General features: G+C 66.1%; 24 protein-coding genes, 1 tRNA gene and 1 pseudogene. 19 read left to right on the forward strand and 7 right to left on the reverse strand.

Going from position 1 to position 26,840, the window contains the following annotated elements:
* Both RO07_RS00705 and dprA read right to left on the reverse strand, forming a co-directional pair.
* Window positions 1-387, reverse strand: a complete 387-nt coding sequence (locus RO07_RS00705; RefSeq protein WP_052266911.1) for a thioredoxin family protein — start codon at window positions 385-387, stop codon at window positions 1-3.
* Between the two features lie 99 nt (window positions 388-486).
* The gene (dprA, locus tag RO07_RS00710; protein ID WP_237171352.1) at window positions 487-1,890 is read right to left on the reverse strand and encodes a DNA-processing protein DprA; all 1,404 of its coding nucleotides are present in this window, start codon (window positions 1,888-1,890) and stop codon (window positions 487-489) included.
* 130 nt (window positions 1,891-2,020) lie between these two features.
* On the opposite strand from dprA, the gene def reads away from it, so the two are divergent.
* From def to RO07_RS00785, 15 genes and pseudogenes are all read left to right on the forward strand, one after another.
* Window positions 2,021-2,524, forward strand: a complete 504-nt coding sequence (gene def / locus RO07_RS00715) for a peptide deformylase (protein ID WP_039413780.1) — start codon at window positions 2,021-2,023, stop codon at window positions 2,522-2,524.
* Window positions 2,525-2,663: 139 nt separating this feature from the next.
* Window positions 2,664-4,382: an ArnT family glycosyltransferase gene (locus tag RO07_RS00720; RefSeq protein ID WP_052266912.1), complete on the forward strand. Its 1,719-nt coding sequence runs from the start codon at window positions 2,664-2,666 to the stop codon at window positions 4,380-4,382.
* Window positions 4,383-4,428: 46 nt separating this feature from the next.
* Window positions 4,429-5,412, forward strand: coding sequence for a methionyl-tRNA formyltransferase (gene fmt, locus RO07_RS00725; RefSeq protein ID WP_039407186.1), 984 nt, complete (start codon window positions 4,429-4,431; stop codon window positions 5,410-5,412).
* A 212-nt stretch (window positions 5,413-5,624) separates the two neighbouring features.
* Window positions 5,625-6,485 (forward strand): zinc metalloprotease HtpX, encoded by an 861-nt coding sequence (gene htpX / locus RO07_RS00730; RefSeq protein ID WP_039407189.1) that lies wholly within the window; start codon window positions 5,625-5,627, stop codon window positions 6,483-6,485.
* Between the two features lie 192 nt (window positions 6,486-6,677).
* Window positions 6,678-7,991, forward strand: coding sequence for a 16S rRNA (cytosine(967)-C(5))-methyltransferase RsmB (gene rsmB / locus RO07_RS00735; protein WP_039407190.1), 1,314 nt, complete (start codon window positions 6,678-6,680; stop codon window positions 7,989-7,991).
* Window positions 7,988-8,590, forward strand: a pseudogene (locus RO07_RS26475) (DUF4390 domain-containing protein); the annotation flags it as partial. The gene rsmB and the pseudogene RO07_RS26475, both read left to right, overlap by 4 nt.
* A gap of 274 nt (window positions 8,591-8,864) precedes the next feature.
* On the forward strand, window positions 8,865-11,150 hold the full coding sequence (locus RO07_RS00745; protein WP_269466456.1) for a sensor histidine kinase: 2,286 nt from the start codon (window positions 8,865-8,867) through the stop codon (window positions 11,148-11,150).
* A complete protein-coding gene (locus RO07_RS00750) occupies window positions 11,151-11,891 on the forward strand; it encodes a response regulator (RefSeq protein ID WP_039407196.1) in 741 nt (246 codons plus the stop codon).
* Window positions 11,892-12,007: 116 nt separating this feature from the next.
* Window positions 12,008-12,083 (forward strand) — tRNA-Phe (locus tag RO07_RS00755).
* A gap of 208 nt (window positions 12,084-12,291) precedes the next feature.
* The gene (gene queC / locus RO07_RS00760) at window positions 12,292-13,029 is read left to right on the forward strand and encodes a 7-cyano-7-deazaguanine synthase QueC (protein ID WP_039407198.1); all 738 of its coding nucleotides are present in this window, start codon (window positions 12,292-12,294) and stop codon (window positions 13,027-13,029) included.
* 28 nt (window positions 13,030-13,057) lie between these two features.
* On the forward strand, window positions 13,058-13,693 hold the full coding sequence (gene queE, locus RO07_RS00765; RefSeq protein ID WP_039407200.1) for a 7-carboxy-7-deazaguanine synthase: 636 nt from the start codon (window positions 13,058-13,060) through the stop codon (window positions 13,691-13,693).
* A gap of 12 nt (window positions 13,694-13,705) precedes the next feature.
* Entirely contained in the window at window positions 13,706-14,146 is a 441-nt protein-coding gene (gene queD / locus RO07_RS00770; protein ID WP_418303738.1) for a 6-carboxytetrahydropterin synthase QueD, read from the forward strand.
* A gap of 151 nt (window positions 14,147-14,297) precedes the next feature.
* Entirely contained in the window at window positions 14,298-14,783 is a 486-nt protein-coding gene (locus RO07_RS00775; RefSeq protein ID WP_039407206.1) for a hypothetical protein, read from the forward strand.
* Window positions 14,784-14,798: 15 nt separating this feature from the next.
* The gene (locus RO07_RS00780; RefSeq protein WP_039407209.1) at window positions 14,799-15,221 is read left to right on the forward strand and encodes a DsrE family protein; all 423 of its coding nucleotides are present in this window, start codon (window positions 14,799-14,801) and stop codon (window positions 15,219-15,221) included.
* Window positions 15,222-15,378: 157 nt separating this feature from the next.
* Window positions 15,379-16,089, forward strand: coding sequence for a tetratricopeptide repeat protein (locus tag RO07_RS00785; protein ID WP_039407211.1), 711 nt, complete (start codon window positions 15,379-15,381; stop codon window positions 16,087-16,089).
* A gap of 6 nt (window positions 16,090-16,095) precedes the next feature.
* On the opposite strand, the gene rodA is transcribed toward RO07_RS00785, so the two are convergent.
* The 5 genes from rodA to RO07_RS00810 form a co-directional block, all read right to left on the reverse strand.
* Window positions 16,096-17,244 carry a rod shape-determining protein RodA gene (rodA, locus tag RO07_RS00790; RefSeq protein ID WP_039413787.1) on the reverse strand — a complete coding sequence of 383 codons (1,149 nt, stop codon included), beginning with the start codon at window positions 17,242-17,244 and terminating at the stop codon, window positions 16,096-16,098.
* On the reverse strand, window positions 17,244-19,466 hold the full coding sequence (mrdA, locus tag RO07_RS00795) for a penicillin-binding protein 2 (protein WP_039407213.1): 2,223 nt from the start codon (window positions 19,464-19,466) through the stop codon (window positions 17,244-17,246). The genes rodA and mrdA overlap by 1 nt, the downstream gene beginning before the upstream one ends.
* 43 nt (window positions 19,467-19,509) lie before the next feature.
* Window positions 19,510-20,022 (reverse strand): rod shape-determining protein MreD, encoded by a 513-nt coding sequence (mreD, locus tag RO07_RS00800; RefSeq protein ID WP_039407216.1) that lies wholly within the window; start codon window positions 20,020-20,022, stop codon window positions 19,510-19,512.
* A gap of 9 nt (window positions 20,023-20,031) precedes the next feature.
* Entirely contained in the window at window positions 20,032-21,000 is a 969-nt protein-coding gene (gene mreC, locus RO07_RS00805; RefSeq protein WP_052266913.1) for a rod shape-determining protein MreC, read from the reverse strand.
* A gap of 172 nt (window positions 21,001-21,172) precedes the next feature.
* On the reverse strand, window positions 21,173-22,216 hold the full coding sequence (locus RO07_RS00810) for a rod shape-determining protein (protein ID WP_010805637.1): 1,044 nt from the start codon (window positions 22,214-22,216) through the stop codon (window positions 21,173-21,175).
* Between the two features lie 549 nt (window positions 22,217-22,765).
* On the opposite strand from RO07_RS00810, the gene gatC reads away from it, so the two are divergent.
* The 4 genes from gatC to gatB all read left to right on the forward strand — a co-directional run bounded on the left by gatC (window position 22,766) and on the right by gatB (window position 26,751).
* Window positions 22,766-23,065, forward strand: coding sequence for an Asp-tRNA(Asn)/Glu-tRNA(Gln) amidotransferase subunit GatC (gene gatC / locus RO07_RS00815; protein WP_039407218.1), 300 nt, complete (start codon window positions 22,766-22,768; stop codon window positions 23,063-23,065).
* Between the two features lie 101 nt (window positions 23,066-23,166).
* Window positions 23,167-24,657: an Asp-tRNA(Asn)/Glu-tRNA(Gln) amidotransferase subunit GatA gene (gene gatA, locus RO07_RS00820; protein WP_115089000.1), complete on the forward strand. Its 1,491-nt coding sequence runs from the start codon at window positions 23,167-23,169 to the stop codon at window positions 24,655-24,657.
* Window positions 24,658-24,659: 2 nt separating this feature from the next.
* Entirely contained in the window at window positions 24,660-25,151 is a 492-nt protein-coding gene (locus RO07_RS00825; protein ID WP_039407221.1) for a hypothetical protein, read from the forward strand.
* 127 nt (window positions 25,152-25,278) lie between these two features.
* Window positions 25,279-26,751: an Asp-tRNA(Asn)/Glu-tRNA(Gln) amidotransferase subunit GatB gene (gatB, locus tag RO07_RS00830; RefSeq protein ID WP_039407224.1), complete on the forward strand. Its 1,473-nt coding sequence runs from the start codon at window positions 25,279-25,281 to the stop codon at window positions 26,749-26,751.
* Window positions 26,752-26,840: the final 89 nt, after the last annotated feature.

The following is a 26,840-nucleotide window of genomic DNA, read 5'->3' on the forward strand; positions in this document are numbered from 1 at the left end:
TCAGGCCAGCAGGTGCTCGCGCAGCGCGGGAGCGGCGACAGTGGCGTCGCCCAGCACGCGGGCGTCGAGCATGCGCTCGAGAATGCCCATGGCAGGCAGCACCGGCCCGAAGAACCGGGCCTGTCCGGCATGCTGGCGGGCATCCTGAACCAGAACGGTCGGAAAGTTCTCGATGTCGTGGTCGTCGAGCCAGTCGGCGTGCGTCTCGATATCCACCCAGACGAAGCACAGTTCGGGATGATGCGCCGCCAACTGCTCCAGCGTCTCCCGGTATTCGCGGCACGTACCGCACCACGCCGCGCACAGGCAGGCCACGAGGCGAGTGTTGCCATCGCTCAGCAGGGCGGCCAGCGCGGATCGGTCGGCGACGGGATCAAGAACGGGCATGGTGTCTGTGGTGTTGGTGTCGTGGCCCGCCGTGGGCGGCCGACCGTGATCGATGATCGAGTGCCGGGTGGTCCCGGGCGGCCGATGGCTCCGACGCGCTCAGGCCTCCGGTCCATCGAGCCGGGCAAACTGGCCGCCCGGCAGGCGAACGATCCGTCCGCCGAGCTCCAGCAGGCCCAACTGTGCAAGCACCGCGGTGACTGGCATGCCGGTGCGCTCGCACAGGGTGTCGGCGCTGACCGGATCATAACCCAGCGCTTCGAGAACTGCTGCGGCGCCCGGCGTTGCCATGCCGGCATGGACACGCGACAGGCCGGGTGCGTTCCCGGCGGGTTCGACGTGGGTGGCGGGCGCCGACCGGGCCGCGTCGCGCCTACCGCTGTGCGCACGCTGCCTATCGGTGGTCGCCCGGCGGCGGGCGCCGGCCGGGGCGGTGCTCGCCACGCTTACCGTCGGGCGGTCGATGCCCAAGGCCTCGAGGACGTCGTCAGGCGAGGCGACGAGGGTTGCGCCGTCGCGGATCAGCGTGTGGCAGCCCCGGCTTTGCGGTGCGTGGATGGAGCCGGGCACGGCCAGGACGTCGCGCCCGAGTTCGCCCGCCAGCCGAGCCGTGATGAGCGAGCCGGACTGTGTGGCCGCTTCGACCACGACGGTGCAGCGCGAGAGCGCGGCGATCAGGCGATTTCGACGAGGAAAATGATCCGGCCGCGGCGGCGTGCCGATCGGGAAAGCCGAGAGCAGCAGGCCCCGCTCGGCGATGCGTTGCGCCAATGCGTCGTGCCGCGATGGATAGATGACGTCGACGCCGGTGCCGACGACCGCACATGTGCTACCCGCCGTCTCCACGGCGCCTTCGTGGGCCGCCGCGTCGATGCCGGCGGCGAGACCCGATACCACGGTGACGCCGGCGTCACCGAGCGCGCGGGCGAAATGCCGGGCGTTCTCCCGCCCCTGCGGCGTGGCCCGGCGGCTGCCGACGATGGCCGCCGCCGTCAGGGCGCGATTCGGCAGCGAAGCGTCGCCACGGCAATAGAGGATGGGCGGCGCGTCGCCCAGTGCCAGCAACGCGCGCGGGTAGGCGCACTCGGACAGCGTCACCACCGCACAGCCGGAACGGCTCGCCCAGTCGAGCGTGCGGGCGATCTGATCGTCGAGCTCGGGCGACGGGCGGGCGAGCAGTCGTGCGACGAGTTCCGGCGGAAGCACATTGCCGAGCCGGGCGGCGGACGTCCGGAAGATGACATCGGGCGGGCCGAATGCCGCCAACAGACGCCGCACCGCCGCGCCGGACACGCCCGGCGTGTGGCACAGCCGCAGCCAGTCCTTGATTTCCGCGTGGTTCGCACCGATCTGTTCGGCATCGTGCACCGCAGGGTCGTCCTCGCCGGCGACGGTTGCCGTTCGATCGACGTCGAGATCCGCGCCGGGCAATGCCGGCGAGGCGGGAGAGTGCTCGTCATGCGTCAGCGGGGGCGAGGGCGCTATGTTAAAATTTTTCATCATCCGGTAAGCATTGACCGGGGGGCCAAGGTTGGCGGAAACGGCGGCGCGGGCACCGCGACGCATCGGCCATCGCATGATTGTGTGTTTCCAGGCCCACGCGCGGCAATGCGGCGAATTCCCGTTTTTCATCATGGCATTACTGACAATCCTTCAATATCCCGATCCGCGTCTGCACAAGATCGCCAAACCGGTGGCCGAAGTCGACGACCGGATCCGCCAGCTCGTCAAGGACATGGCCGAGACCATGTACGACGCGCCCGGCATCGGCCTTGCCGCCACGCAGGTCGACGTGCACGAGCAGGTCATCGTGATGGACCTCTCGGAGACGCGCGATGAACTGCGCGTCTTCATCAATCCGAAACTCGTGTGGCGCAGCGACGAACAAAAGGTCTACGAAGAGGGCTGCCTTTCGGTGCCCGGCATCTATGACGAAGTCGAGCGCGCCGACCGTGTTCGGGTGCGCGCGCTCAACGAAAAGGGCGAGGAATTCGAACTGGACGCCGATGGCCTGCTCGCCGTGTGCATTCAACACGAAATGGATCACCTCAAAGGCCGCGTGTTCGTCGAATACCTCTCGCCGCTCAAGCGCAATCGCATCAAGCAGAAGATGAAAAAGCAGGCCGTGCGCGCCTGATGCCGGGGCGCGCGGCGTGGGCGCGTCCGGTAAAACCCTCTATACTTGCAGCGCTCGCGGACCTTGCGTCCGCCTTTCGCTGCTGCGACGGGGCGTCTCGAACGTCTGCCGTCGGGCCAATTCCCGACTGTTTGCCGAGATGTCCATCGCCATTTCTTCGTCGTCGTCCCGCGCTCGCACGATCTACCGGCTGAGTGCCGCACTGCTGTTCGCCTTCCTGCTGACCGGGCTGTTCGATCGCGACCCCTGGAAGGCCGACGAGCCGTACTCCGTCGGCATGGTGCTCAATTTCTTCCGCGGCCATGACCTGATCGTGCCCCATGTGGCCGCGGATCCGTTCGTCGAGAAGCCTCCCGTCATGTACTGGACGGGCGCCATCTTCGCGCGACTCGCCTCCGGCGTGCTGCCGGTCTTCGACGGTGCGCAACTTGCCGTGCTCGCCTGGCTCGTTGTCGCCGTGCTGTGCGTCGGCCGCCTTGCGCAACGGCTGTATGGTGCGCGGGACGTGAACCATGCACACGGCGCCGCCACCTTCCAGTGGCTCGCCCCCATGCTGATGGTCGGCAGCTTCGGCGCCATCGAGAACATTCACAAGCTCACGGCCGACGTGCCGCAAATGGCCGGCACCGCGTTGGCGCTGGCGGCGCTCGCGCGCCTGGCTCGCGCGGAAAACGCCGCGCGACGGTGGGGATTGCTCTTCGGCACCGGCGCGGGGATTGCGTTTCTGAGCAAGGGCCTGCTCGTGCCCGGCGTGCTCGGTCTCACGGCGCTGGCCGTGCTCGTGGTGCCCGCGTATCGCACACGCCGCTATGCCGCTGCGCTCGCGTGGGCGGTGCTCGCCGCGTTGCCCTGGCTGATCGTCTGGCCAGTGCTGTTCTGGCATGCGTCCGAGCCGCTCTTCATCGAATGGTTCTGGGACAATAACTTCGGCCGCTTCTTCGGTTTCGTCCACCTGGGCGGCGAGCGCAAATCGTACTGGAACGACTTGACGAGCCTGATCGGCCTGACGTTCCCCGCCGGATGGCTGGCGCTTGGCGCATTGATCGCGCAGTTGCGCGACGGTGGCGTGCGCCGCTTCGTCGGCGAGCGTCCCGAACTGGCGATGCTCTGGTTGTACGTGGCGCTGTTCCTGTTGACGCTGGTGGTTTCGTCGGCCATTCGCGATATCTACATGCTGCCGCTGTTTCCGGCCATCGCGGTGCTCGGTGCGGGTGTGCGTCTGCCGGCATGGCTGGAGAAGACGTGGTCCGGTGTGGCGCTCGTGCTGATGAGCGTGCTGGGATTGTTCCTATGGGTGCGCTGGGGCCTGCAATTGACCGGCCACGGTCACGTCGCCGCCGGGCCGATCGGCAAATGGCTACCGCTCGACTACGTGCTGCCGTTCTCGCCGGGCCTCGTGCTCGCGGCCGTGGGTGTCGCGGCATTGTGGGCGGCGGCCATCGTCCATCGTCGTCAACTGGGGGCGCTCGTCTTCGGTTTCGCCGGCCTGATGTTCGTGTGGGGAACGCTCTCGACGCTGTTGCTGCCGTGGGTGAACGAGGCGCGCAGCTATCGCGTGCCCTTCGCGGCGCTGCGTGCGGCGCTCACCCAGCACGTACCGCCGACGGCCAACGCATGCGTCGGCTCGTTCAACGTCGGCGAGTCGGAGCGCGCCATGCTCGACTATTTCATCGATCTGCGGCCGGTGCAGTTGCCCGATCTCGCGCAGGCGTCGCGCTGCGGCGTGTTGCTCGTCTTGGACAAGGCGGGTGCGCGCATCGACGTGCCGGCCGGCTGGCGCGAGATCTGGCAGGGCGGTCGCGCGGGCGACACCAACGAACGTTTCCGCGCGTTCGTCGTGCCGGGCGCCGCCGGCTAAGTCGCGGCAAGCCAGAGCCAGTCACAGCGTTAGCAGGAGGAAGTTCATGACGCTTCGCATCGTTTTCGCCGGTACGCCGGAATTCGCCCAGACCGCGCTCGCCGCCATCGACGCCGCAGGTTTTCCTGTTGAGTTGGTGCTTACTCAGCCAGATCGGCCCGCAGGCCGAGGAATGAAGCTGCAGGCCAGCCCGGTCAAACGCTATGCACAAGCGCACGATATGCCGGTGGCGCAACCGCCGTCGCTGCGTCGCAATGGCAAGTATCCCGAGGAGGCTGCGGCAACCATCGACCAACTGCGCGCCCTGTCGCCGGACGTCATGGTGGTGGCTGCCTACGGTCTGATCCTGCCGCAGGAGGTGCTCGACCTGCCGCGCTACGGCTGCCTGAACATCCACGGTTCGCTGTTGCCGCGCTGGCGTGGGGCGGCGCCCATTCACCGAGCCATCGAGGCGGGCGATGCCGAGACCGGCATCACCATCATGCAGATGGACGCGGGGCTCGACACCGGTGCAATGATTCTGCGCGAAGCGCTGCCGATCGCCGGCGACGACACGACGGCAACGCTGCATGACCGCATGGCGGCGCTTGGCGGCAAGCTGATCGTCGAGGCTCTGCAACAGCTTGCGCGCGACGGCCGTCTGAGCGCCGAACCCCAGCCGGACGCGGGCGTGACCTACGCCGAGAAGATCGCCAAGCACGAAGCGGTGCTCGACTGGACGAAATCCGCCGCGGCGCTCTCCCGCCAGGTGCGCGCTTTCGATCCCTTTCCCGGTGCCCTCGGTACGGTGCACGCCACGCCGGTCAAGCTGTGGCGAGCCGGCCCGGTAGCCGGCAAGCCGGGGACGGCGCCCGGCACCGTGCTCGAAGTGAGCGCTGACGCCGTCGTCATCGCCTGCGGCGAAGGCGCGCTGCGTGTGACGGAATGCCAGAAGCCCGGCGGCAAGCGCCTGCCGGTGCGCGAATTCCTCGCCGGCTTCGCGCTGACGCCGGGCGACGTGTTCGTTTCCGGCGAGGCGCAGATGCGATGACGTTGTCGTGTCACGCCGATTTTGTGTCGCAAAACGTTGCGAAAACGGCGCAAAACGTCGGTGAATACGCCGGCAAACGCCCCGAAACTTCCGAAAACGTGGGAATCGGCAGAACCGTTGTTGAATTTTCGCTGGCCGTCGCCATCTAACGCCCGAGGACGCGCACTGTGCGTGCATTCCTCGGGTCATCAGGATTTGCAGAGGAGAACACCATGTTCAATTGGATGAAGACCACCCTGCTGATGGCGGCCATCACCGCGTTGTTCATGGTGGTCGGCGGCATGATCGGCGGCAGGCAGGGCATGATGCTCGCGCTGGCGTTCGCGCTCGCGATGAATTTCTTTTCGTACTGGTTCTCGGACAAGATGGTGCTGCGCATGTATAACGCGCAGCAAGTCGACGAGACGAGTGCGCCGCAGTTCTACAACATGGTGCGCGAGCTTTCGCAGCGTGCCGGGCTGCCGATGCCGAAGGTCTACCTCATCAACGAGGATGCGCCCAACGCGTTCGCGACCGGCCGCAATCCCGAGAATGCGGCCGTGGCTGCCACGACCGGCATCCTGCGCGTGCTCTCCGACCGTGAGCTGCGCGGCGTGATGGCGCACGAGCTGGCGCACGTGAAGCACCGCGACATCCTCATCTCGACGATTTCCGCCACCATGGCCGGTGCGATCTCCGCGCTCGCCAACTTCGCGATGTTCTTCGGTGGACGCGACGAGAACGGCCGCCCGGCGAACCCGATCGCAAGCATTGCCGTCGCGATTCTGGCGCCGCTGGCCGCGTCGCTGATCCAGATGGCGATCTCGCGCGCGCGCGAATTCGAGGCCGATCGTGGCGGCGCGGAAATCTCCGGCGACCCGCAAGCGCTCGCGATGGCGCTCGACAAGATTCACCGCTATGCGCAGGGCATTCCGTTCGCGGCGGCCGAGCAGCACCCGGCCACCGCGCAGATGATGATCATGAATCCGCTCTCCGGCGGCGCGATCGCCAATCTGTTCTCGACGCACCCGGCGACCGAAGAACGTATCGCGCGTCTGATGGAAATGGCGCGCACCGGCCAGTACCCGGTCTGACGCGCCCCGGAGGCGACACGTCCGGCCATCGAGGCCATGAAAGTGAGGGCTGACCTCACGTGTGGCGTGCGCTATGGCCGGGACGAGCACCACGCTCGGCCGACTCCCCTCAGTCTGCTATCCTGTCGCCCGACAGCCGTCCGATAGCCCCCATGCCCGCCGTCGCGCGGGCATGTTTGTTTGTAGAAAGCCATGCCGCAACCGAGCCTGCCCTCCGAATCCCTGGCCTATGCGCTGCAGCGCGCCGCGCAGGCCCTCGAAGCCGTCCAGAAGGGCACCGCGTTGCCGCAAGCGCTGGCACAAGCCACCACGCAGTGCGCGCCGACCGTGCGCGCTGCCGCGCAGGACCTGGCCTATCGCGCCGTGCGTCGCCTCGGCAGCAGCCGCGCGTTGCTCGCCGTGCTCGTCAAACCTGCGTTGCAGGCGCGCGTGCGGGACATCCTGTTGTGCGCTCTCGCCTTGCTTCAGGATGACGCCGAAGATGCTGCGTACACCGAATTTACCGTCGTCGATCAGGCCGTGGAGGCCATTGCCGCCCAGCGTCGCACCGTTGCCGCGAAGGGGTTGGCCAATGCCGTGCTGCGCCGGTTCCTGCGCGAGCGCGAGGCGCTGATGGCCGAGATCGCCACGCAGCCCGAAGCGCGCTGGAATTACCCGGCGTGGTGGATCGACACGGTGCGCGAGGCCTATCCGGATCAATGGGAGACATTGCTCCGCGCCGGCGACAGCCGTGGTCCGATGACGTTGCGCGTGAACACGCGGCGCATCAGCGTGGCGGCCATGAAGGCCTGCCTGTCGCTTGCCGGCATGGAGGCGGAGGCGATCGGTCCGGTCGCGCTGCGGCTCGCGCAAGCGGTGCCGGTGGAGCGCCTGCCCGGCTTTGCCGACGGCTGGGTGTCCGTGCAGGATGCCGGTGCGCAACTCGCCGCGCCGCTGGTGCTCGGCGAGAACCCGCGCGCGGGCATGCGCGTGCTCGACGCCTGCGCCGCCCCCGGCGGCAAGACCGGCCATCTGCTGGAGATGGCCGACGTACAGGTCACCGCGCTCGAATCCGATCGCACGCGCGTGCCGCGCATCCATGAAAACCTCGAGCGGCTCGGACTGAGCGCGGATGTGCGCATCGGCGACGCCGGCAATCCCGCCAAGTGGTCCGGTGGCGGCTGGGACGGCGTGCCGTTCGATCGCATTCTGGCCGATGTCCCGTGCTCGGCGGCCGGGATCGTGCGTCGCCATCCGGACATTCGCTGGCTGCGTCGGGCGGCCGACATCGGCGCGCTGGTCGAAGAACAGCGCCGCATTCTGCTTGCACTCTGGGATACGCTCGCCGTGGGTGGTGAACTCATCTACGCCACGTGCTCCGTCTTTCCCGCGGAAAACGAAAAGCAAGCGCAATGGTTTGAACGTGTTCGCACAGATGCGGTACGATTGGACGCTCCCGGGCAATTGCTGATGACCCCTGGCGGCGCCCACGACGGCTTCTATTACGCTCGCTTCCAGAAACGGTGACTTTCTCCCAACGGCTACTGGCTTGTCTGCTGCCGCTGCTGCTGGGCGCTTTTGCGCTCGGCTTTGCAGGCTCCGCGCGCGCCGACAACGAAATTCAGGTGCGCGAGGCCCGGCTCGAACCCGCCGACGGCGGCTGGTCGCTCGACGCGCGCTTCGCATTCGAACTCAACAGCAGCCTCGAGGACGCCGTCAACCGCGGCATTTCCCTCTATTTCACGACTGACTTCGAACTCACACGCTCGCGTTGGTACTGGTTCGACGAGAAGGTCGTCTCCACGTCGCAGAGCGTCCGGCTGTGGTTTCAGCCGCTCACGCGTCAGTACCGCGTCTCCAGCAATAACGGCAACAGCAGCAACGGTGGCCTGCAACTGGGCTTCGGCTCGTTGCGCGAAGCGCTGGCGCTCGTGCGCAACGTGAGCGGCTGGCGAGTCATCGACAAGGGCGTGGTCAAGCCGGGCACGCAGTACCAGGCCTCGGTGCGCATGCGGCTCGACAACGCACTGATGCCCAAGCCGTTCCAGATCGACGCCGTCAACAACCGCGACTGGAATCTGAGCTCCGACTGGACACGCTTCATGTTCTCTCCCTCGCAGCCTGCCGCCGCGGCAAACCTGCCGGTGATGATGGTGGCCTCGGCGGCCGTGGCGAATCCGTCGGCCGGCGGCGCGGCGAGCGTCCCCGCGGCGAATCTATTGCCGGCCGATGCATCCGCGAGCGACACCCTGGCGGGACTGACGGTGCCTGCCGCGAACGCACATCTGATCGGCAGACTGCCGCTCGCCTACAGTCCGGCATTGCCGCCTGGAGCCGCCCGTGTCAAATAATGGCGGCGGCCTGCTCAAGCGCATCGTCATTCGCACGCTGATCGTCACGATGGCGCTCGTCGCCATCGGACTGTTCGGCCTGCTCGCGCTGGCCTCGGCCAACACCGAATTCTTCGATCGCTACTATTCGCTGCTCTACACGGCGAACATCGCGGTCGCGATCATCTTCATCTTCATCGTCGGCGCGCTGGTCTGGATCATTCTCGCGCGTCTGCGCCAGCGACGTTTCGGCACGCGCCTGCTTGCCAAGCTCGCGGTCTTCTTCGCGCTGGTCGGCGTGCTGCCGGGCGGCATCATCTACCTGGTGTCGCTGCAGTTCGTGTCGCGAAGCATCGAGTCCTGGTTCGACGTGCGCGTGGAGACGGCGCTCGACTCCGGGCTCGAACTCGGCCGCGCGATTCTGAACAACGGACTTTCGGACCTGAGTGCGAAGGCGCAGCTCGTGGCCGACAACCTTACCCCCAGCGGCGACAAGGGCGCCACGCTCACACTGCTGCGCATGCGCGATCAGTTCGGCCTGCAGGACGCGACCATCGTCGACGGCAACGGCCGCGTGCTGGCGTCGGCGTCGGGCAGCTTCAACGCGCTCGTGCCCGATCTGCCCACGCCGCTGATGCTGCGCCAGGCGCGCGCCCAGTCGCGCGGCTATACCGCGATCGAAGGCGGCAGCGAAGGTTACGACAAGCATCAGGGCGACGACCAACTGCGCTGGCGCGTAGTGATGCGCATTCCATCCGGCTTCTCGTCGTCGTTGCAGGATGAGGAGCGGTTCCTGCAGGTCACGCAACTGGTGCCCGCCAATCTGGCGCAGAACGCGGAGGCCGTGCAGAACGCCTATCGCGAATACCAGGAGAAGGCGCTCGGCCGCACCGGTCTGCGCAAGATGTACATCGGCACGCTGACGCTCTCGCTCTTTCTCGCCACGTTCGTGGCGATGATGTTGGCGCTCGCCCTGGGCAACCAGCTGGCGCGGCCGCTTTTTCTGCTCGCGCGCGGCACGCAGGAAGTCGCGGCGGGCGACCTCTCGCCCAAGGGCGAAGTGCGTACCAACGACGAACTCGGCTTCCTCACGCAGGCCTTCAACGCGATGACGCGCCAGCTCTCGGACGCGCGTGCCAGTGTGGAGCGCAACCGTCTGGCATTGGAAAGTTCGAAAGCTCACCTGGAGAGTATTCTGTCGAGTCTGACGGCCGGGGTGTTCGTGTTCGACCGTGATTTCCGGTTGACAACGGCCAACGCGGGAGCCGAACGCATCTTCAAGCAGAGTTTCCAGGGCGAACTGAATCGCTCACCGGCGCATATTCCCGCGCTGGTGGAGTTCGGCGAGACGCTGCGCCGCGCGTTTGCCGATCGCGACGCGAACGCCGATCTCGGCCCAGGTGGTCATTGGCAGCAACAGATCGGCCTGACGTTGCCGGGCGAGACCGATGCCGTGACGCTGCTCGTGCGCGGCTCGCATCTGCCCGAGCCGATGGTCGCGGTGGCGGGGGTACCCATGCGGGCGGGAGGCGGCTACGTGGTCGTGTTCGACGACATCAGCGACGTGATTTCCGCACAGCGCTCGGTGGCGTGGGCGGAAGTCGCGCGCCGGCTGGCGCATGAGATCAAGAATCCGCTCACGCCGATTCAGCTCTCGGCCGAACGCCTGCAGATGAAGCTCTCCGACAAGCTGCCGCCGGCGGAGGCCGAGGTGCTGCGCAAGGGCGCCACGACCATCGTCAACCAGGTCGCGGCGATGAAGCGCATGGTCGACGATTTCCGCGACTACGCGCGGCTGCCGCCGGCCATCATGCATCCGCTGCAGCTCAACGAGTTGATCGGCGAGGTATTGACGCTTTATGGTGTCGACGAGGGGCGCGGTGCGATCCGTCCGTACCTCGACGCCGACCTGCCGGAGATTCGCGGCGACTCGACGCAATTGCGACAGGTTATTCATAATCTGCTGCAGAATGCTCAAGATGCTGTCAGCGGAACCGAAAACCCTCTTATCACGGTGGAAACGAAGACAGTAGAATACGCAGGAACGGAGTCCGGCGAACCGAAGCGCACGGCGGTGCGTCTGACGATCACGGACAACGGGCCCGGTTTCCCGGCACGTATCCTGACCCGCGCATTCGAGCCGTACGTGACGACCAAGGCGAAGGGCACCGGGCTCGGGCTGGCGATGGTCAAGAAGATCATCGACGAACACCAGGCACGCATCGACATTCGAAACCGGTCACTTCCCGAGGGCGAAGGCAGTGCAGGCGCACAGATTTCGATCTTGTTTACTCAATTGGCTGACGACCAGGACCTGCCGCGCAACAAGCCGGCGGAACACACGAAGGTAGCGTAAATGGCAACCATTTTGGTGGTGGACGACGAAATGGGGATCCGGGAGCTGCTCTCGGAGATTCTGAGCGACGAGGGGCATGTGGTGGAGGTGGCGGAGAACGCGCAGGAAGCGCGTGCCTACCGCGCCGCGCACACGCCCGATCTCGTGCTGCTCGATATCTGGATGCCCGATACCGATGGCGTGACCTTGCTCAAGGAGTGGGCGGCGCAGCAGTTGCTGACCATGCCCGTGATCATGATGTCGGGCCACGCCACGATCGACACCGCCGTCGAGGCGACCAAGATCGGTGCACTCAATTTCCTCGAAAAGCCCATCGCGCTGCAAAAGTTGCTGCAGGCGGTGGAACAGGGCCTCGCGCGCGGCAAGCGCGATGCGGCGGGCGGCGCGCCGAGCGCATTCGATGCGGGCGACGAGGCTCTCGAAGCGGGTGTGTTCGGCGAGAGCGAGTCACGTCATGCGGGAGCGGGCCTGAACGGTTCGGCGACCCATCACGCCCCGCTTGGCGCACACGACGCGGAGAGCGGCGCCGCGGCCGCCGCTGGGGGCATGACGCCGGATATCTCGTTCGACGTACCGTTGCGTGAAGCGCGCGACGCCTTCGAGCGCGCCTATTTCGTCTACCATCTGGCCAAGGAGCACGGCAGCATGACGCGCGTGGCCGAGAAGACGGGGCTGGAGCGCACACACCTGTATCGCAAGCTCAAGCAACTCGGCGTGGAGCTGTCCAAGAGCAAGACTTGACGGCGCGGTTGGTGAGGTGGCGCATGAAGGTGCCTCGCAATGCCGTTTTCCAGCAGGTTTTTTCGATAAAGGGGCTTGCGTAAAGCGCATTCAGTCTCTATAATCGCTTCTCTCTTGGCCCGGTAGCTCAGTTGGTAGAGCAGCGGATTGAAAATCCGCGTGTCGTTGGTTCGATTCCGACCCAGGCCACCAAATTCGAAGGGCTTGCGCATCTCGCAAGCCCTTTTTGCGTTTGAACCAGAACGCTGCCCAATGATGGGTATCACGTCCCGGCGATGGCGCTCCGACGCATCGCGGTTCAAAATCGCGTGATAAATCCCGCACGCGGGTTGCCCGGCGGCAGCCGCAGGCGCGTGCCCGGCCCCCGTCGCCCTGACGGCGAGGGCGATACTGCTAGCGCATGATCATGACGACAAGCACCGATTCCGCCCTCGTTCTGTTCTCCGGTGGACAGGATTCGACCACCTGCCTCGCGTGGGCGCTCTCGCGCTATGCGCGGGTGGAGACGCTGGGCTTCGACTACGGCCAGCGTCACAGCGTGGAGCTGGAGTGCCGCACCGACGTGCTTGCCAAACTGCGCGAGCGTTTCCCGCAGTGGGCGCCGCGTCTGGGCGACGATCACATGATCGACCTGTCGATCCTGGGCCAGATCAGCGAAACGTCGCTTACGCGCGAGACCACCATTGCGATGGCGGCGAACAACCTGCCGAACACCTTCGTGCCGGGCCGGAACCTGCTGTTCCTGACGATCGGTGCGACCATTGCCTATCGGCGCGGGCTGCGCGTGCTGGTCGGCGGCATGTGCGAGACGGATTTTTCGGGCTACCCCGACTGTCGCGACGACACCATGAAGGCCCTGCAGGTCGCGCTCAACCTGGGCATGGATCAGCGCTTCATCGTCGAGACGCCGCTCATGTGGATCGACAAGGCCGATACCTGGCAGATGGCGCAGGATCTGGGCGGCGACAAGCTCGTCGAGACCGTGCGTGAAGATACGCATACCTGCTATCTGGGCGAGCGCAGCGTGCTGCATCCGTGGGGCTACGGTTGCGGCGAATGCCCGGCGTGCCAGTTGCGCCAGCGCGGCTACGAGCAGTGGCGTGCGCGCACAGGCGATCAGGACCGCGGCGCGGCCTGACCCTGACCCTTTAGGAATCGAGAGAATCATGACGTACGCGGTAAAGGAAATCTTCTACACCTTGCAGGGCGAGGGCGCGAACGCCGGACGCCCGGCGGTGTTCTGCCGGTTCGCGGGCTGCAACCTGTGGACCGGGCGTGAGGAGGACCGTGCCGAGGCCGTCTGCCAGTTCTGCGATACGGATTTTGTCGGCACCGACGGCGAGAACGGCGGCAAGTACCGCACGCCGGCCGAACTCGTCGCGCAGATCGTGGCGCTGTGGCCTGCGGACGACCGCGCCAACCGCTTCGTCGTATGCACGGGCGGCGAGCCGCTGCTGCAGCTCGACGCACCGCTCATCGACGCGCTTCACGCCGAAGGTTTTCGCATCGCGGTGGAAACGAACGGCACGCAGGGGGTCCCTGAGGGCATCGACTGGGTGTGCGTGAGCCCGAAGGCCGATGCGGAACTGGTCGTCACGCATGGCGACGAACTGAAGGTGGTGGTGCCGCAGGACCACCAGCGTCTGGCCGATTACGAGACGCTGGACTTCGCGCACTTCTATCTGCAACCGATGGACGGTCCGCTGCGCGACACCAACACGAAGCTGGCGATCGACTATTGCAAGGCGCATCCGCGCTGGTCGCTGTCGATGCAAACGCACAAATACCTGAATATTCCCTGAGCCGTTGCTGTGATTACGATTACCCGGAAACTCGAATTCGATGCGGGCCACCGCATCCCCGATCACCGAAGCCAGTGCCGCAACCTGCACGGGCATCGTTACGTGCTGGAGATCACGCTCGCCGGCGAAGTGAGCCGCGAGAGCGGTGCGTCCGACAACGGCATGGTGATGGACTTCGCCGACGTGAAGGCGCTCGCCAACGAGCACCTCGTGTCGGTGTGGGACCACGCATTCCTCGTCTATGAAGGCGATACGGCCGTGCGCACGTTCCTCGAGACGATGCCGGACCACAAGACCGTGGTGTTCGATCGCGTGCCGACGGTGGAGAATCTCGCCGCCGCCGCATTCGACAAGTTGAGCGGCGTGTTCGACGCGCACTATGGCCGCGATCTGCGCCTGGTGCGCCTGCGCCTGTACGAGACGCCGAACTGCTGGTCGGAAGTCACGGCCTGACGCCCAGAAGGACGGCCGGCTGGGAGCCGGCCCAGAGCCGGACGATTTCGATACTTCCCTCCTGAAGTCGACGCCCGTCGAGGCGTCGATGACCGAAAGTGCCAACCCGTCAGATTTGGAGTCTGGCGGGTTTTTCATTTTCGGAGAAGGTATGACACGAATTTCACCGTCCAACGGCATTGTTGCGTTCGACGATTCCACACAGGTGCGAATCACGAGGGTCCATCATCTCGGCCAGCACGAAGGCATGCGCTCGCTCGATCGCGTCCTGAACGGCCAACCGACGGCCATGTCGCCTGTCTCGAATGCCGACCCCTCGGCGGCCTCGCGCGACGCGTTTCGCGACGATTTGCGTGCGGCGCGCCCTGGCGTCGAACCCGAGCCCCGGGGCCTGTATCTCGACATTCCACCGCCATCGTCGCCCGGTTTCGACGATCCGCCGCCGCCGTACTCGCCGCCGGGCGTAAGCGCTCCCTATCTTCCCGCGAGTCCCCCGCCGCCGTACACGCCGGGCGAGATGTTCGAAGCCCCGCCTCTGTATCTGCCACCCGGCGTGGAAGGGCTTGCGGGGCAGGCCCCTTCGTCCGGTCGTGGGCGTCTCTGGCGCGCTATCATGCGGATTGCACAACGTGACTAACAGGGGACTCCTCACATGAAGATGCTGCTGCGCGGCCTGTTGACCGCATTCCTGCTTACCGCTTTCGCACTGCCGGCCACGCCCGCCTTCGCGCGCGACCAGGTCGTGTATCACATCAACGATGCCGAGCATCAGGCGCTCGCCGCGCTGCGCAGCATTCGCAATCAGCTCGACACCGTGCCCGACAGCGACATCGTGGTCGTCGCCTATGCGCAGGGCGTCGATTTCCTGATGGAGAGCTACAAGGATGCTGCCACGGTCGGACCGCTGATTTCGGCGTTGCACGCGCGCGGCGTCAAGTTCGAGGCGTGCGAGATCACGCTCAAGCAGCGCAACTTCAAGAAGGACCAATTCGTGCTCGATGCCGATTTCACGCCGTCCGGTGTGGTCGAACTCACGCGCCTGCAACAGAAGGGCTACGCGTACATCAAGCCGTAAGACCGCGCGATGTGAGTACAACGAACCCCGGCCACGAGCCGGGGTTTTTCATGGCCGGCGTGGCGAGCGGGCGACGGGCGCTGCGGGTGGGGCGTCCGCCCGCACGACTTTTTCGTTTGGCGCACAATAGACGAATGCTCGCCCCCGGAGATGCGCCATGTCGATGCCTTCCGTCGTGCGCCGGCTCGTGGCCGGATTCGCCGTCACGCTCGTGAGCGTGGCGTGCCAGCCCATACCGTATGCGGTTGCCGCCGCGCAGGCGCCTGCCCAGACGCTCACCGATCAGGCCGTGCATCACTACGAGGCGGGGCAGCAGACGCAGGCGCTCGACGAATTCCGCCGCGCCGCCGAGCAGGGCAATCGCCTGGCGCAGTTCGATTACGCGATGATGCTGCTCAACGGGGAAGGCGTGGCGGCCGATCCGCGTGGCGCCGTGCAATGGCTGGAGCGCGCCGCCAACGCCGGCATGTCGCAGGCGCAATACGTCTACGGCAAGATGTTCGACGACGGCTACATCGTCGACAAGTCGATTCCGCAGGCCAACCGGTGGTACGAGAAAGCGGCCAAGCAGGGGCATGTGCAGGCGCAGGCGGCCATTGCCAACGAATACTTCATCGGCCGCGGCGTGCCGCGCGACTACAAGACCGCCTTCGGCTGGTACGAGAAAGCTGCGCAAGGCGGCGACCTGCCGTCGCAGTACATCGTCGCGAGCTACTACGAACGGGGCTACGGTGTGGTCGCACCGGATCTCGGCCGCGCTCGACTGTGGTACGAAAAAGCGGCCGCGCAGGGCGACGTGGCCGCTCAGGGAAAGCTCGATGCGATGAATCGTGAGCGCTCGTCTCTGGCGCCCGCGACCGCGCGTTAGGCGCCGCTAGCTCTGCATGAGCCGCTTCTCGCGAGCGACGCTCATCAGAATGCCGACACCAAGCCCGAGCGTGACCAGCGCCGTGCCGCCGTAGCTCATGAACGGCAGCGGCACGCCGACCACGGGCAGGATGCCGCTCACCATGCCCATGTTCACGAAGGCGTAGGTGAAGAAGATCATCGTGACGGCGCCCGCGAGCAGCCGTCCGAACAACGTCGCGCCGCTCGCCGCAATCATCAGCCCGCGCGCCACGAGCAGCAGATACAGCACGAGCAGCACGCCTTCGCCGATCAGCCCGAATTCTTCGGCGAAGACCGCGAAGATGAAGTCGGTGTGCTTCTCCGGGATGAATTCGAGGTGAGCCTGCGTTCCCTTGAGCCAGCCCTTGCCCATGGTCCCGCCGGAACCGATGGCGATCACCGACTGAATCGTGTGGAACCCCTTGCCGAGCGGGTCCGACGTGGGATCGAGCAGCGTGCACACGCGGTGCTTCTGGTAGTCGTGCAGGATGTGCCATTCGACGTCCGGCTGGCAGATCCTGTCTTCGAGGGCGAGGATCGTGCCGACGCCGAGCACCCCGGCGACGAGCACCGGCAGAATCAGCTTCCATGACAGTCCCGCCAGATAGATCACGTACAGGCCGGCGGCCGCCACCAGCAGGCCGGTGCCGAGGTCGGGCTGCTTGGCGATGAGCCCCACGGGCACGCCCAGCAGCGCGAGCGCGGCCAGATAGTCGTACCAGCGGATGTTGCCTTCGCGCTTCTGGAAGTACCACGCGAGCATCAGCGGCATGGCGATCTTCATGATCTCGGACGGCTGGATCACCATGCCGACGTTCAGCCAGCGCTTCGCGCCCTTCTTCGTCAGGCCGAACATCGCCACCGCAATGAGCAACGCGACACCGGCCGTGTAGAGCGGCACCGCGAACTTCATGAGCGTCTGCGTGGGCAGCACGGCGAGCACCCACATCAGCATGAACGTGAGCACGATGTTGCGGATCTGGTCTTCCACGCGGCCGGGCACGTCGACGCTGGCGCTGTACAGCGTGACCAAACCCGCGCACAGCAGCAGGAAGACGATCAGCGCGAGCGGCTTGTCGAAGGCGACGAACAGGCGCTTGACCTGCTCCTTCCACGAATGTTTGTCGAGCGCCATCATGGCGTTCCTCCTTGCGCCCGGATGGCGGCGCGATGGCGGGCTTCGTCGGCGACGGTCGGGCTCACGGCCGGCTTCCCTGGCCGTTGAGGCTGCGGCGCGCTCGGCGTAGTTGGCGCTTTCGGTGTGTCGGGCGCTGGCACGGCTCCGGCGGCCGACGCCTTCGCGTCGGCGGTGCGCGGTACGAGCGCGGTGCCGGCCATGCGCGTGCCGCGCTCGGCGGCGCTCGCGGGCGGTGCATCCGGCGTGGCGGAAACACCGGCCATGGCGCCGGAAGCCGCGCCGGGAGACGAGGCGGCCTGCAGTGCCGCGGCTTCGGCCGCGCGCTCCTTCGGTTCGTCGATGAGGTAGTAGTCGAGCAGGCGGCGCGCCACCGGACCGGCCTGCGCCCCTCCCCAGCCGGCGTTCTCGACGATCAGCGCGATCGCGATCTTCGGGTCCTCGGCCGGTGCGAACGCGATGAAAAGCGCATGGTCGCGCTTGAATTCAGGAATCGCGTTGTGGTTGTACTTCTCGTTCTTGCCGAGCGAGTAGACCTGCGCCGTGCCGGTTTTGCCGCCCGCCTCGTACGGCGCGCCCGCGAATGCCTGGCGGCCGGTGCCTTCCTTGATCACGCCGACCATTGCGCGTTTGACGAAGTCGACATCCGCCTGCTTGTAGGGCAGACGCGCGCTCTCATGCGGCACGGTGAGCTGGCGCGAGTGCGTGACGGGGTCTTCGACGGCCTTCACGAGGTGAGGCTTCATCACCACGCCGTTGTTGGCCAGCGTCGCGGTCGCGTGCGCGAGCTGCAGGATCGTGAACGAGTTGTAGCCCTGCCCGATCCCCAGACTGATCGTCTCGCCGTCGTACCACTTCTGCTGCGCGGGCTTCTTGTAGGCTTTGCGCTTCCATTCGGTCGACGGCAGAATGCCGCGCGCCTCGCCTTCGATGTCGATGCCCGTCAACTGACCGAAACCGAGCGGCGCCATGAAGTCGTGGATCGCGTTCACGCCGAGGTCGTGCGCGAGCATGTAGTAATACGTGTCGTTCGAGACCACGATCGAGCGGTACATGTCGATCCAGCCCTGACCGTTGCGCACGTCGTTGCGGAACGTGTGATTGCCCAGCGTGAACGAGCCCGTGTCCTGGAAGCCCCAGTTGGTCGTGCGCTTGCCGAGCTCGAGCGCGGCAAGCGCCATGAACGGCTTGTACGTCGAGCCGATCGGATACGTGCCGCGCAGCGGCCGGTTGAGCAGCGGCCGATCGGGCGAGTTGTTCAGCGCGTCCCAGTTCTGCTGATCGATACCTTCGACGAAGAGGTTCGGATCGAAGCTCGGCGCCGACACGAAGGCCAGCACGTCGCCGGTCTTCGGCTCGATCGCGACGACCGCGCCGCGTCGTCCGGCGAACGCCTGCTCGGCCACCTGCTGGAGCTTGATGTCGATCGACAGCACGAGGTTGTCGCCCGGCGTGGCCGGCGTGCGCGAGATCGTGCGCACCGGGCGGCCGCCCGCGGTGACTTCGATTTCCTCGAAGCCGGTGATGCCGTGCAACTGCGTCTCGTAACTCTGCTCGACGCCGATCTTGCCGATATAGTCGGTGCCCTTGTAATTGTTGGCGTCGCGCCGGATGTCGTACTTCGCGCTGTCGCTGTCGTTCTCGTCGCTCATCGCCTCGATGCGTTGACGATCGCGCTGCGAGATACGGCCGATGTAGCCGATCACGTGCGCGGCCGTCTCGCCGAGCGGATATTGCCGGAACAGGCGAGCGTGCACGTCCACGCCGGGGAAACGGAAACGCTGCGCGGTGAAGCGCGCGACTTCCTCGTCGGTCAGGCGCGTGCGGATCGGCAGGCTCTCGAAGCTCTTGCTGTCGTCCATGAGCTTCTTGAAGCGGGCGCGGTCGCGCGGCGTGATCTCGATTACGTCGGACAGATCGGTGATCAGGTCTTCGAGCGGACGACCGATCTTGGACGGCGTGATTTCCAGCGTGTAGGCGGAATAGTTGCGCGCGAGCACCACGCCGTTGCGGTCCATGATCACGCCCCGGTTGGGCACGATGGGCGCGAGGGAGACGCGGTTTTCGTCGGCTTGCAGCGCGTACTGGTTGTGGCGGAAGACCTGCAGGTAGACGAAGCGTACGCCGAGCAGGCTGAAACAGATCAGCACGAAGAGCGCGGCCGCCGTCACCCGCAGATGGAACGTCTGCAGTTGTTGCTGAGGATTCTTGAACTCGGTCATGCGGGCGGGGCTCGGTGGCGCGATCGGGCGGGCGGCGGGCCCGTCAGATCGGACGCGTGTCGTCTCGGTCGACGGCGCGCTTTTGCGGCGCCAGCAGCAGGACGCTGATTACCGGCCATAGCAAGGCTTCGACGAAGCTCGCCGCGAGCGGCCACCAGCCCGGGAACGCCGCCCCCGTCGCCAGACGGATGATGAACGGCACCACATGCGCGAGCAGCAGCAGCGGCAGCACCGTGAGCGCCTGTCCGAGCAGCGTGAAGAACAGCACCCGGCGGTGAATCATGATCGCGCCGTAGGACAGCAGCGTGTAGGCGAGGGCGTGCTCGCCAAGCAGGCCGGCGTTGTGCACGTCCATGAGCAATCCGACGAGGAACGCCACGCCCATGCCGACCTTGCGGGGCTGGTGGATGTTCCAGAACATGAGCACCAGCGCGACGAAGTCGGGCATGGCCGGCGCGTGGCCCCACGGCATCAGGTTCACCAGAAACGCCACCACGAGGCTGAGCGCGATGAAGTACGGATTGACCGGCAGCAGAATGTATTGCGGTCGTGACATGTCGATTCCTCAGTGGCCTTTTCTGATGGTCGGCGCGCGTTTCGGATCGGCGCGCGTGCCGCCTTTCTGGCCAGGCTTCTCGCCGCTCGCGGACGGATCGGAGGCGCGCGCGAGATCGGCGGCGGCGTCCGGATGCAGGGCAAGCGGCGTGGTGTATTGCAGAACCAGCACCTGGCGCTGGCTGCGCAGATTGGCCACCGGCTGACACAGAATACGCGCAAACGCGGTGTCGGAGACGCGGTCGACCTTGGTGATGCGCGCCACCGGCAGGCCGGCCGGATAGATGCCGTCCAGACCGCTCGTGGCGATTTCGTCGCCGACCTTCACGTCGGCCGACAGTGGGATGAAGCGCAGGTCGAGCACGTCGCCGCGCAGGCCGCCGTAGATCACGCTGTGCACGCCGCTGCGCTCGACCTGCACGGGCACCGCCTGTTCGCGGTCGGTGAGCAGCGTGACTTCGCTTTGCAGCAGGAACACGCGCGAGACCTGTCCGAGCAGGCCCTGTTCGGTGACGACCGGCGCGCCGAGCTTCACGCCGTGCTTCGTGCCCCGGTCGATCACCACGCGCTGCGTGAACGGATCGCGCGTGTCGTATTCGATTTCGGCGGGGATGCTCGGCACCGGCAGGCGCTCGCGCAGCGAGAGCAACTGGCGCAGGTGCTCATTCTCGCTGACCAGTTGATTGTTGCGCTGGGCCTGCACCGAAAGGGCGAGATTGCGCTCGCGCAGGAGGTGGTTCTCGCTCGTCAACTGCGATTCGGTGGAGAAGAAACCCGCAACGCCGAGAATGGCGTCGCGCGGCAGCAGCATGAGCCGTTGTACCGGATAAAGGGCCGTCCCGACGACGGCGCGCAGCCGCTCGAGCGTGTTGTAGTGCGAGTCGACCACGAGCAGGCCGATGGCGAGCGCGACAAAACAGATCAGCCGGGCCAACGCCGACGGTCCCTGTTTGAACAGTGGCGGCGGACTGTACTGCATGGTGGGCCCTTCAGGGAAGCACGCGCAGCGAGGCGCTGCGGTGCGCGTGTGATGTCAGTCGTGCGCGACGCTGCGGCGCCGTGCGCGGGGTCTTGCTGCGCGGCGGGTCGTGCCTGGCGTGGTGTGGACGGGATTGCCCCACCGCGCCGGACGACGAACCGCGCACGTCGGCTTACTCGTAGGAGAAGATACTGCCGAGCTTGTCCATGCGCTCGAGGGCCATACCCGAGCCGCGCACCACGCAGGTGAGCGGGTCTTCGGCGACGAGCACCGGCAGGCCGGTTTCTTCGGCGAGCAGACGGTCGAGGTCGCGCAGCAGCGCGCCACCGCCCGTGAGCATCATGCCGCGCTCGGCGATGTCGGCGCCCAGTTCCGGCGGCGTCTGCTCCAGCGCGATCTTCACCGACGACACGATCTGGTTGAGCGGATCGGTCAACGCTTCGAGGATTTCGTTGCTGGAAATGGTGAAGGCGCGCGGAATCCCTTCCGAGAGGTTGCGGCCCTTGACTTCCATTTCCTTGACTTCCGAACCCGGGAAGGCCGAGCCGATTTCCTTCTTGATGGCTTCGGCGGTCTGTTCGCCGATCAGCATGCCGTAGTTGCGGCGGATGTAGTTGACGATGGCTTCGTCGAACTTGTCGCCACCGACGCGCACCGAACCCTTGTAGACGATGCCGCCCAGCGAGATCACACCCACTTCGGTCGTGCCGCCGCCGATGTCGACGACCATCGAGCCCGTGGCTTCCGAGACCGGCAGCCCGGCGCCGATGGCGGCGGCCATCGGCTCTTCGATCAGGTAGACCTGCGAGGCGCCGGCGCCGTGCGCGGCTTCCTTGATGGCGCGACGCTCGACCTGGGTCGAGCCGCACGGCACGCAGATGATGATGCGCGGCGACGGCGAGAACAGGCGCGACTCGTGCGCCATCTTGATGAACTGCTTGATCATCTGCTCGGTCACCGTGAAGTCGGCGATCACGCCGTCCTTCATCGGGCGGATGGCCTCGATGTTGCCCGGCACCTTGCCGAGCATCTGCTTGGCTTCCTTGCCGACGGCCTGGATCGTCTTCTTGCCGCTCGGGCCACCTTCCTGACGGATGGCGACTACCGACGGTTCGTCGAGGACGACGCCCTTGCCGCGCATGTAGATGAGGGTGTTGGCCGTGCCCAGATCGATGGCCAGGTCGTTGGAGAAGTAGCTGCGAAGAAAACCGAACATGCAAAATCCTGTGTTTGCGTGAAGCCGTCCCAATGGTTGTGACTGGGACGGCTGCCTGTCATCTGGGTTCCGGCCTGTTCGCAAAAAAATCGCCAGGCGCCATGCGGCGGCTCGCGAAACATGCTGACAAACCGAGGAATGCTGTACCGGGCAGGAGGCGGGGCTGCCGTCATAAATCCGTCGCGTCAGGGTCTTCCACTGGACTGCGCGATCGTCTGTCGCGCCCCCCGGACTCGCCGTGGCCCACCTGCGCGACAGCGGCGGAGGGTCAAAAACACGCTCCGACGCAAATTTAATGCGCAATGATACCTTATAATTTCGCAGGTTTTGCAGGAAAAACGAGCACGTTGACACCACATTCGACGCCCCCGCGAATCGCGCCGGGAGCCTTGTGGCACGGCGCGCCGACCTTCCCGCGCAGCCCGGTGCGCGCAGCGAAACGGCGAGCGAGTCGCCACTCGTGCGCAGATTCGCCGCATTCTGTCCCTAATTTTGGCGACAGGCGTGCATCCGGCTGCTTCCCCATGCGCATTTTTTCGGGATTTCTTCATGGCTTTGAATCTCTCAGACGTCAAACGCATCGCTCATCTCGCGCGTCTCGAGCTGGCCGATGACGAGGCGGCTCACATGGAAAAGGAGCTCAACGGCTTCTTCGCGCTCGTCGAGCAGATGCAGTCGGTCGACACGACGGACGTCGCACCGCTTGCGCATCCGATCGAGCAAATCCAGGCGGTCGCTCAGCGGCTGCGTACCGATGCCGTGACGGAGCTCGTCGATCGCGAGGCCAATCAGCGTCCGGCGCCTGCCGTCCAGGACGGCCTCTATCTGGTACCGAAGGTCATCGAATGAGGTCGACGCCGCGCGTTGGTCCCTTCACGCCGATGCACGCCGTGAAGGGCGCGCGCGGATAGCGTCTCCCTTATGCCCTCATGCGCTCTACAGCAGCCACCATGGAACAAGATCTGATTCATTTGCAGGATTTGCGCGCCGCGCTCGACGCCAAGCGCGTCTCGAGCGTGGAGCTCACGCAGCACTATCTGGACCGCATTGCCGGCGCCGCCGATCTGAACGCCTTCGTGCACGTCGATGCCGACGCGAGCCTCGCGCAGGCGCGCGCGGCCGATGCGCGCATCGCCGCCGGTGAAGGCGCCACGCGCCCCCTGCTGGGCATTCCCGTCGCGCACAAGGACGTGTTCGTCACGCGCGGCTGGCGCAGCACGGCCGGCTCGCGCATGCTCGAGAGCTACACGAGCCCGTTCGACGCCGCCGTGGTCGAGCGTCTGGCCGACGCCGGCATGGTCACGCTGGGCAAGACCAACATGGACGAATTCGCGATGGGTTCGTCGAACGAAAACTCGCACTTCGGCCCGGTGAAGAACCCGTGGGACACGCGCGCCGTGCCCGGCGGTTCGTCGGGTGGCTCGGCCGCCGCGGTGGCGGCGCGTCTCGCGCCGGTCGCCACCGGCACCGACACGGGCGGCTCGATCCGTCAGCCGGCAGCGTTTTGCGGCGTGACCGGCATCAAGCCGACGTATGGCCGCGTGTCGCGCTACGGCATGATCGCGTTCGCGTCGTCGCTCGATCAGGGCGGCCCGTTCGGTCATAGTGCCGCGGACTGCGCCTGGATGCTCAACGGCATGGCTGGCTTCGATGCGCGCGACTCCACCAGCCTGGAGCGCGCCGACGAGGACTTCGCCCGCGGCCTGGGCAAGCCGCTCGATGGCGCGACGGCCGACAAGCCGCTCGCCGGTCTGCGCATCGGTCTGCCCGCCGAATACTTCGGCGAGGGGCTCGATGCCGACGTGCGCCAGGCCATCGACCAAGCCCTCGCCGAATTCGAGAAGCTCGGTGCCGTGCGCGTGCCGGTGTCGCTGCCCAAGACCGAGCTGTCGATCCCGGTGTACTACGTGCTGGCCCCGGCCGAAGCGTCGTCGAACCTGTCGCGTTTCGATGGTGTGCGCTACGGCCACCGTGCCGGCGAGTACCGCGATCTGCTCGACATGTACAAGAAGTCGCGCGCCGAAGGCTTCGGCACCGAGGTCAAGCGCCGCATTCTGGTGGGCACGTACGTGCTTTCGCATGGCTACTACGACGCCTATTACCTGAAGGCGCAGAAGATCCGTCGTCTGATCGCGCAGGACTTCCAGAACGCGTTCGCGCAGTGCGACGTGATCATGGGCCCGGTGGCGCCGTCGGTGGCGTGGAACCTCGGCGAGAAGAGCGCCGATCCGGTGCAGATGTATCTGGCCGACATCTACACGCTGTCGGTGAGCCTGGCCGGTCTGCCGGGCATGAGCCTGCCGGTCGGCGCGGGGCGCGATGGGCGTCCGGTCGGTCTGCAGATGATCGGCAACTATTTCGACGAAGCCCGCCTGCTGCAAGTGGCCGACGCGTTCCAGCGCGCGACGGACTGGCACCGGCGCGCTCCGGCGGGTCGCTGATCATGGCCCGCACGCGTGTGGTGACGTCCCGGCCCGCAATGGCCAATCTGGCGGCCAAGGCGCTGACGCTGACCGGTCTGGTGCTTGCGCTGGCATCGTGCACCTTGCCGTTCAACCGGCCGACGCCCATCGCCTATCGTGAAATCAATCTGTCGGGCTACTGCTCGCAGACGGACGAGGACGGCTTCCGCGAGCAGGCAACGCTCAAGGTCTCGGCCAACCAGGTGCAGACGCTCGACTGGCGTCTGTGGGTCGGCAACCGCGGCAGTTGCCACTTCAATCTGGCGGACTTCCACCAGACGCAGTGGCGTCCGAGCATCGAGCTGCGGGCGAACCGCGGCAACTGCAAGCTGCTGATCTGGCAGGATCCGGGCAACGTGACCATCGGGCATGCGAACTGCGAGTCGTATTGCACGCCGGGCATCTATGAGAACGCCTGGCCGGTGAGCTTCGATCCGCGCTCGGGCATCTGCGCGGCGGATACCCGCCGGTAAGCACGCGCGCCGGAGGCGAGAACAGGAACGCGCTGGTGCGTCGCCCGAACGGGAGAACGGGAGGACGCGCCGGCGGCAAGGGCAGGGCGAGAGTGCCGTGCCGACAAGTTGAGACAGGGTGAACCTTATGCAATGGGAAGTCGTTATTGGTCTGGAGACGCACGCACAGCTCTCCACCGCTTCCAAGATTTTCTCGGGCGCGTCGACGCAGTTCGGCGCCGCCCCCAACACGCAGGCCTGTCCCGTGGATCTGGCGCTGCCGGGCGTGTTGCCGGTGCTCAATCGCGGCGCGGTCGAGCGCGCGATCGAATTCGGTCTGGCCATTGGCGCGACGATTGCGCCGCGCAGCATCTTCGCGCGCAAGAATTACTTCTACCCGGATCTGCCCAAGGGCTATCAGATCAGCCAGTACGAAATCCCGGTGGTGCAGGGCGGCTCGCTGAAGATCCAGGTCGAAGCGGACGCCCGCACCGGTCGTGAAGCTTACGAGAAGGTCGTGACGCTCACGCGCGCGCACCTGGAAGAGGACGCGGGCAAGTCGTTGCACGAAGACTTCGCCGGCATGACCGGCATCGATCTGAACCGCGCGGGCACGCCGCTGCTCGAGATCGTGACCGAGCCCGACATGCGCAGCGCGGCGGAAGCCGTGGCCTACGCGAAGGCGCTGCACGGCCTGGTGGTGTGGCTCGGCATCTGCGACGGCAACATGCAGGAAGGCTCGTTCCGCTGCGACGCCAACGTGTCGGTGCGTCCGGTCGGTCAGAAGGCATTCGGCACGCGCGCCGAAATCAAGAACCTGAACTCGTTCCGCTTCCTCGAGGAGGCGATTCAGTACGAGGTGCGTCGCCAGATCGAATTGATCGAAGACGGTGGCGAGGTAGTGCAGGAAACGCGTCTGTACGATCCGGACAAGAAGGAAACGCGCTCGATGCGCAGCAAGGAAGACGCGCACGACTACCGCTACTTCCCGGACCCGGACCTGATGCCGCTCGTGATCGACAGCGAGTGGGTCGAGCGTGTGCGCGCCGCGCTGCCCGAGTTGCCCGCCGGCATGCAGGCGCGCTTCGTCGAGTCGTACGGCCTATCGGAGTACGACGCCGCCGTGCTCACGCAGTCGAAGGCGCAGGCCGCCTACTTCGAAGCCGTGGTGGCGAAGGCCGGCAAGGCCAGCGCGAAGCCGGCCGCCAACTGGATCATGGGCGAGCTGTCCTCGCAACTGAATCGGGAAGACATCGGCATCGACGCCAGCCCGGTCTCGAGCGCCCAGCTCGCGGGTCTGCTCGCGCGCATCGCCGACAACACGATCTCCAACAAGATCGCCAAGGAAGTGTTCCAACTGATGTGGGAGGAGCGCGCGAGCGACGAAGGCGCGGCCGATCGCATCATCGAGGCGAAGGGCCTCAAGCAGATCACCGACACCGGCGCCATCGAGAAGATCATCGACGAGGTGCTCGCGGCCAACGCCAAGTCCGTCGAGGAATTCCGCGCGGGCAAGGAGAAGGCGTTCAATGCGCTGGTCGGCCAGGCGATGAAGGCCACCAAGGGCAAGGCGAACCCGGCGCAGGTCAACGAGCTGCTCAAGAAGAAGCTCGGCGCCTGATCGTCATCCGGCTTCCGACGCCTCCCGCCACCGGGGGGCGTCGGGCCCAAGCGCGGCAGCCTGTCCGGTGCCGCGCTTTTGTTTTATCC

The sequence above is a fragment of the Pandoraea pulmonicola genome (assembly GCF_000815105.2).
GTDB classification, from domain to species: domain Bacteria; phylum Pseudomonadota; class Gammaproteobacteria; order Burkholderiales; family Burkholderiaceae; genus Pandoraea; species Pandoraea pulmonicola.

Bases quoted from the DNA above. Each gene is read 5' to 3' on its own strand.
- mreD (WP_039407216.1), bottom strand. From the start codon at position 20,022: ATGTCACGACCGCAATACATTCTGCTGCCGGTCAATCCGTACTTCATC.
- RO07_RS00785 (WP_039407211.1), top strand. From the start codon at position 15,379: ATGTCGATGCCTTCCGTCGTGCGCCGGCTCGTGGCCGGATTCGCCGTC.
- RO07_RS00810 (WP_010805637.1), bottom strand. From the start codon at position 22,216: ATGTTCGGTTTTCTTCGCAGCTACTTCTCCAACGACCTGGCCATCGAT.
- RO07_RS00720 (WP_052266912.1), top strand. From the start codon at position 2,664: ATGTCCATCGCCATTTCTTCGTCGTCGTCCCGCGCTCGCACGATCTAC.
- htpX (WP_039407189.1), top strand. From the start codon at position 5,625: ATGTTCAATTGGATGAAGACCACCCTGCTGATGGCGGCCATCACCGCG.
- queC (WP_039407198.1), top strand. From the start codon at position 12,292: ATGATCATGACGACAAGCACCGATTCCGCCCTCGTTCTGTTCTCCGGT.
- rodA (WP_039413787.1), bottom strand. From the start codon at position 17,244: ATGGCGCTCGACAAACATTCGTGGAAGGAGCAGGTCAAGCGCCTGTTC.
- RO07_RS00750 (WP_039407196.1), top strand. From the start codon at position 11,151: ATGGCAACCATTTTGGTGGTGGACGACGAAATGGGGATCCGGGAGCTG.
- fmt (WP_039407186.1), top strand. From the start codon at position 4,429: ATGACGCTTCGCATCGTTTTCGCCGGTACGCCGGAATTCGCCCAGACC.
- RO07_RS00745 (WP_269466456.1), top strand. From the start codon at position 8,865: ATGGCGCTCGTCGCCATCGGACTGTTCGGCCTGCTCGCGCTGGCCTCG.
- gatB (WP_039407224.1), top strand. From the start codon at position 25,279: ATGCAATGGGAAGTCGTTATTGGTCTGGAGACGCACGCACAGCTCTCC.
- RO07_RS00705 (WP_052266911.1), bottom strand. From the start codon at position 387: ATGCCCGTTCTTGATCCCGTCGCCGACCGATCCGCGCTGGCCGCCCTG.
- gatA (WP_115089000.1), top strand. From the start codon at position 23,167: ATGGAACAAGATCTGATTCATTTGCAGGATTTGCGCGCCGCGCTCGAC.
- RO07_RS00775 (WP_039407206.1), top strand. From the start codon at position 14,298: ATGACACGAATTTCACCGTCCAACGGCATTGTTGCGTTCGACGATTCC.
- gatC (WP_039407218.1), top strand. From the start codon at position 22,766: ATGGCTTTGAATCTCTCAGACGTCAAACGCATCGCTCATCTCGCGCGT.
- RO07_RS00825 (WP_039407221.1), top strand. From the start codon at position 24,660: ATGGCCCGCACGCGTGTGGTGACGTCCCGGCCCGCAATGGCCAATCTG.
- queE (WP_039407200.1), top strand. From the start codon at position 13,058: ATGACGTACGCGGTAAAGGAAATCTTCTACACCTTGCAGGGCGAGGGC.
- dprA (WP_237171352.1), bottom strand. From the start codon at position 1,890: ATGATGAAAAATTTTAACATAGCGCCCTCGCCCCCGCTGACGCATGAC.
- mreC (WP_052266913.1), bottom strand. From the start codon at position 21,000: ATGCAGTACAGTCCGCCGCCACTGTTCAAACAGGGACCGTCGGCGTTG.
- def (WP_039413780.1), top strand. From the start codon at position 2,021: ATGGCATTACTGACAATCCTTCAATATCCCGATCCGCGTCTGCACAAG.
- RO07_RS00780 (WP_039407209.1), top strand. From the start codon at position 14,799: ATGAAGATGCTGCTGCGCGGCCTGTTGACCGCATTCCTGCTTACCGCT.
- rsmB (WP_039407190.1), top strand. From the start codon at position 6,678: ATGCCGCAACCGAGCCTGCCCTCCGAATCCCTGGCCTATGCGCTGCAG.
- mrdA (WP_039407213.1), bottom strand. From the start codon at position 19,466: ATGACCGAGTTCAAGAATCCTCAGCAACAACTGCAGACGTTCCATCTG.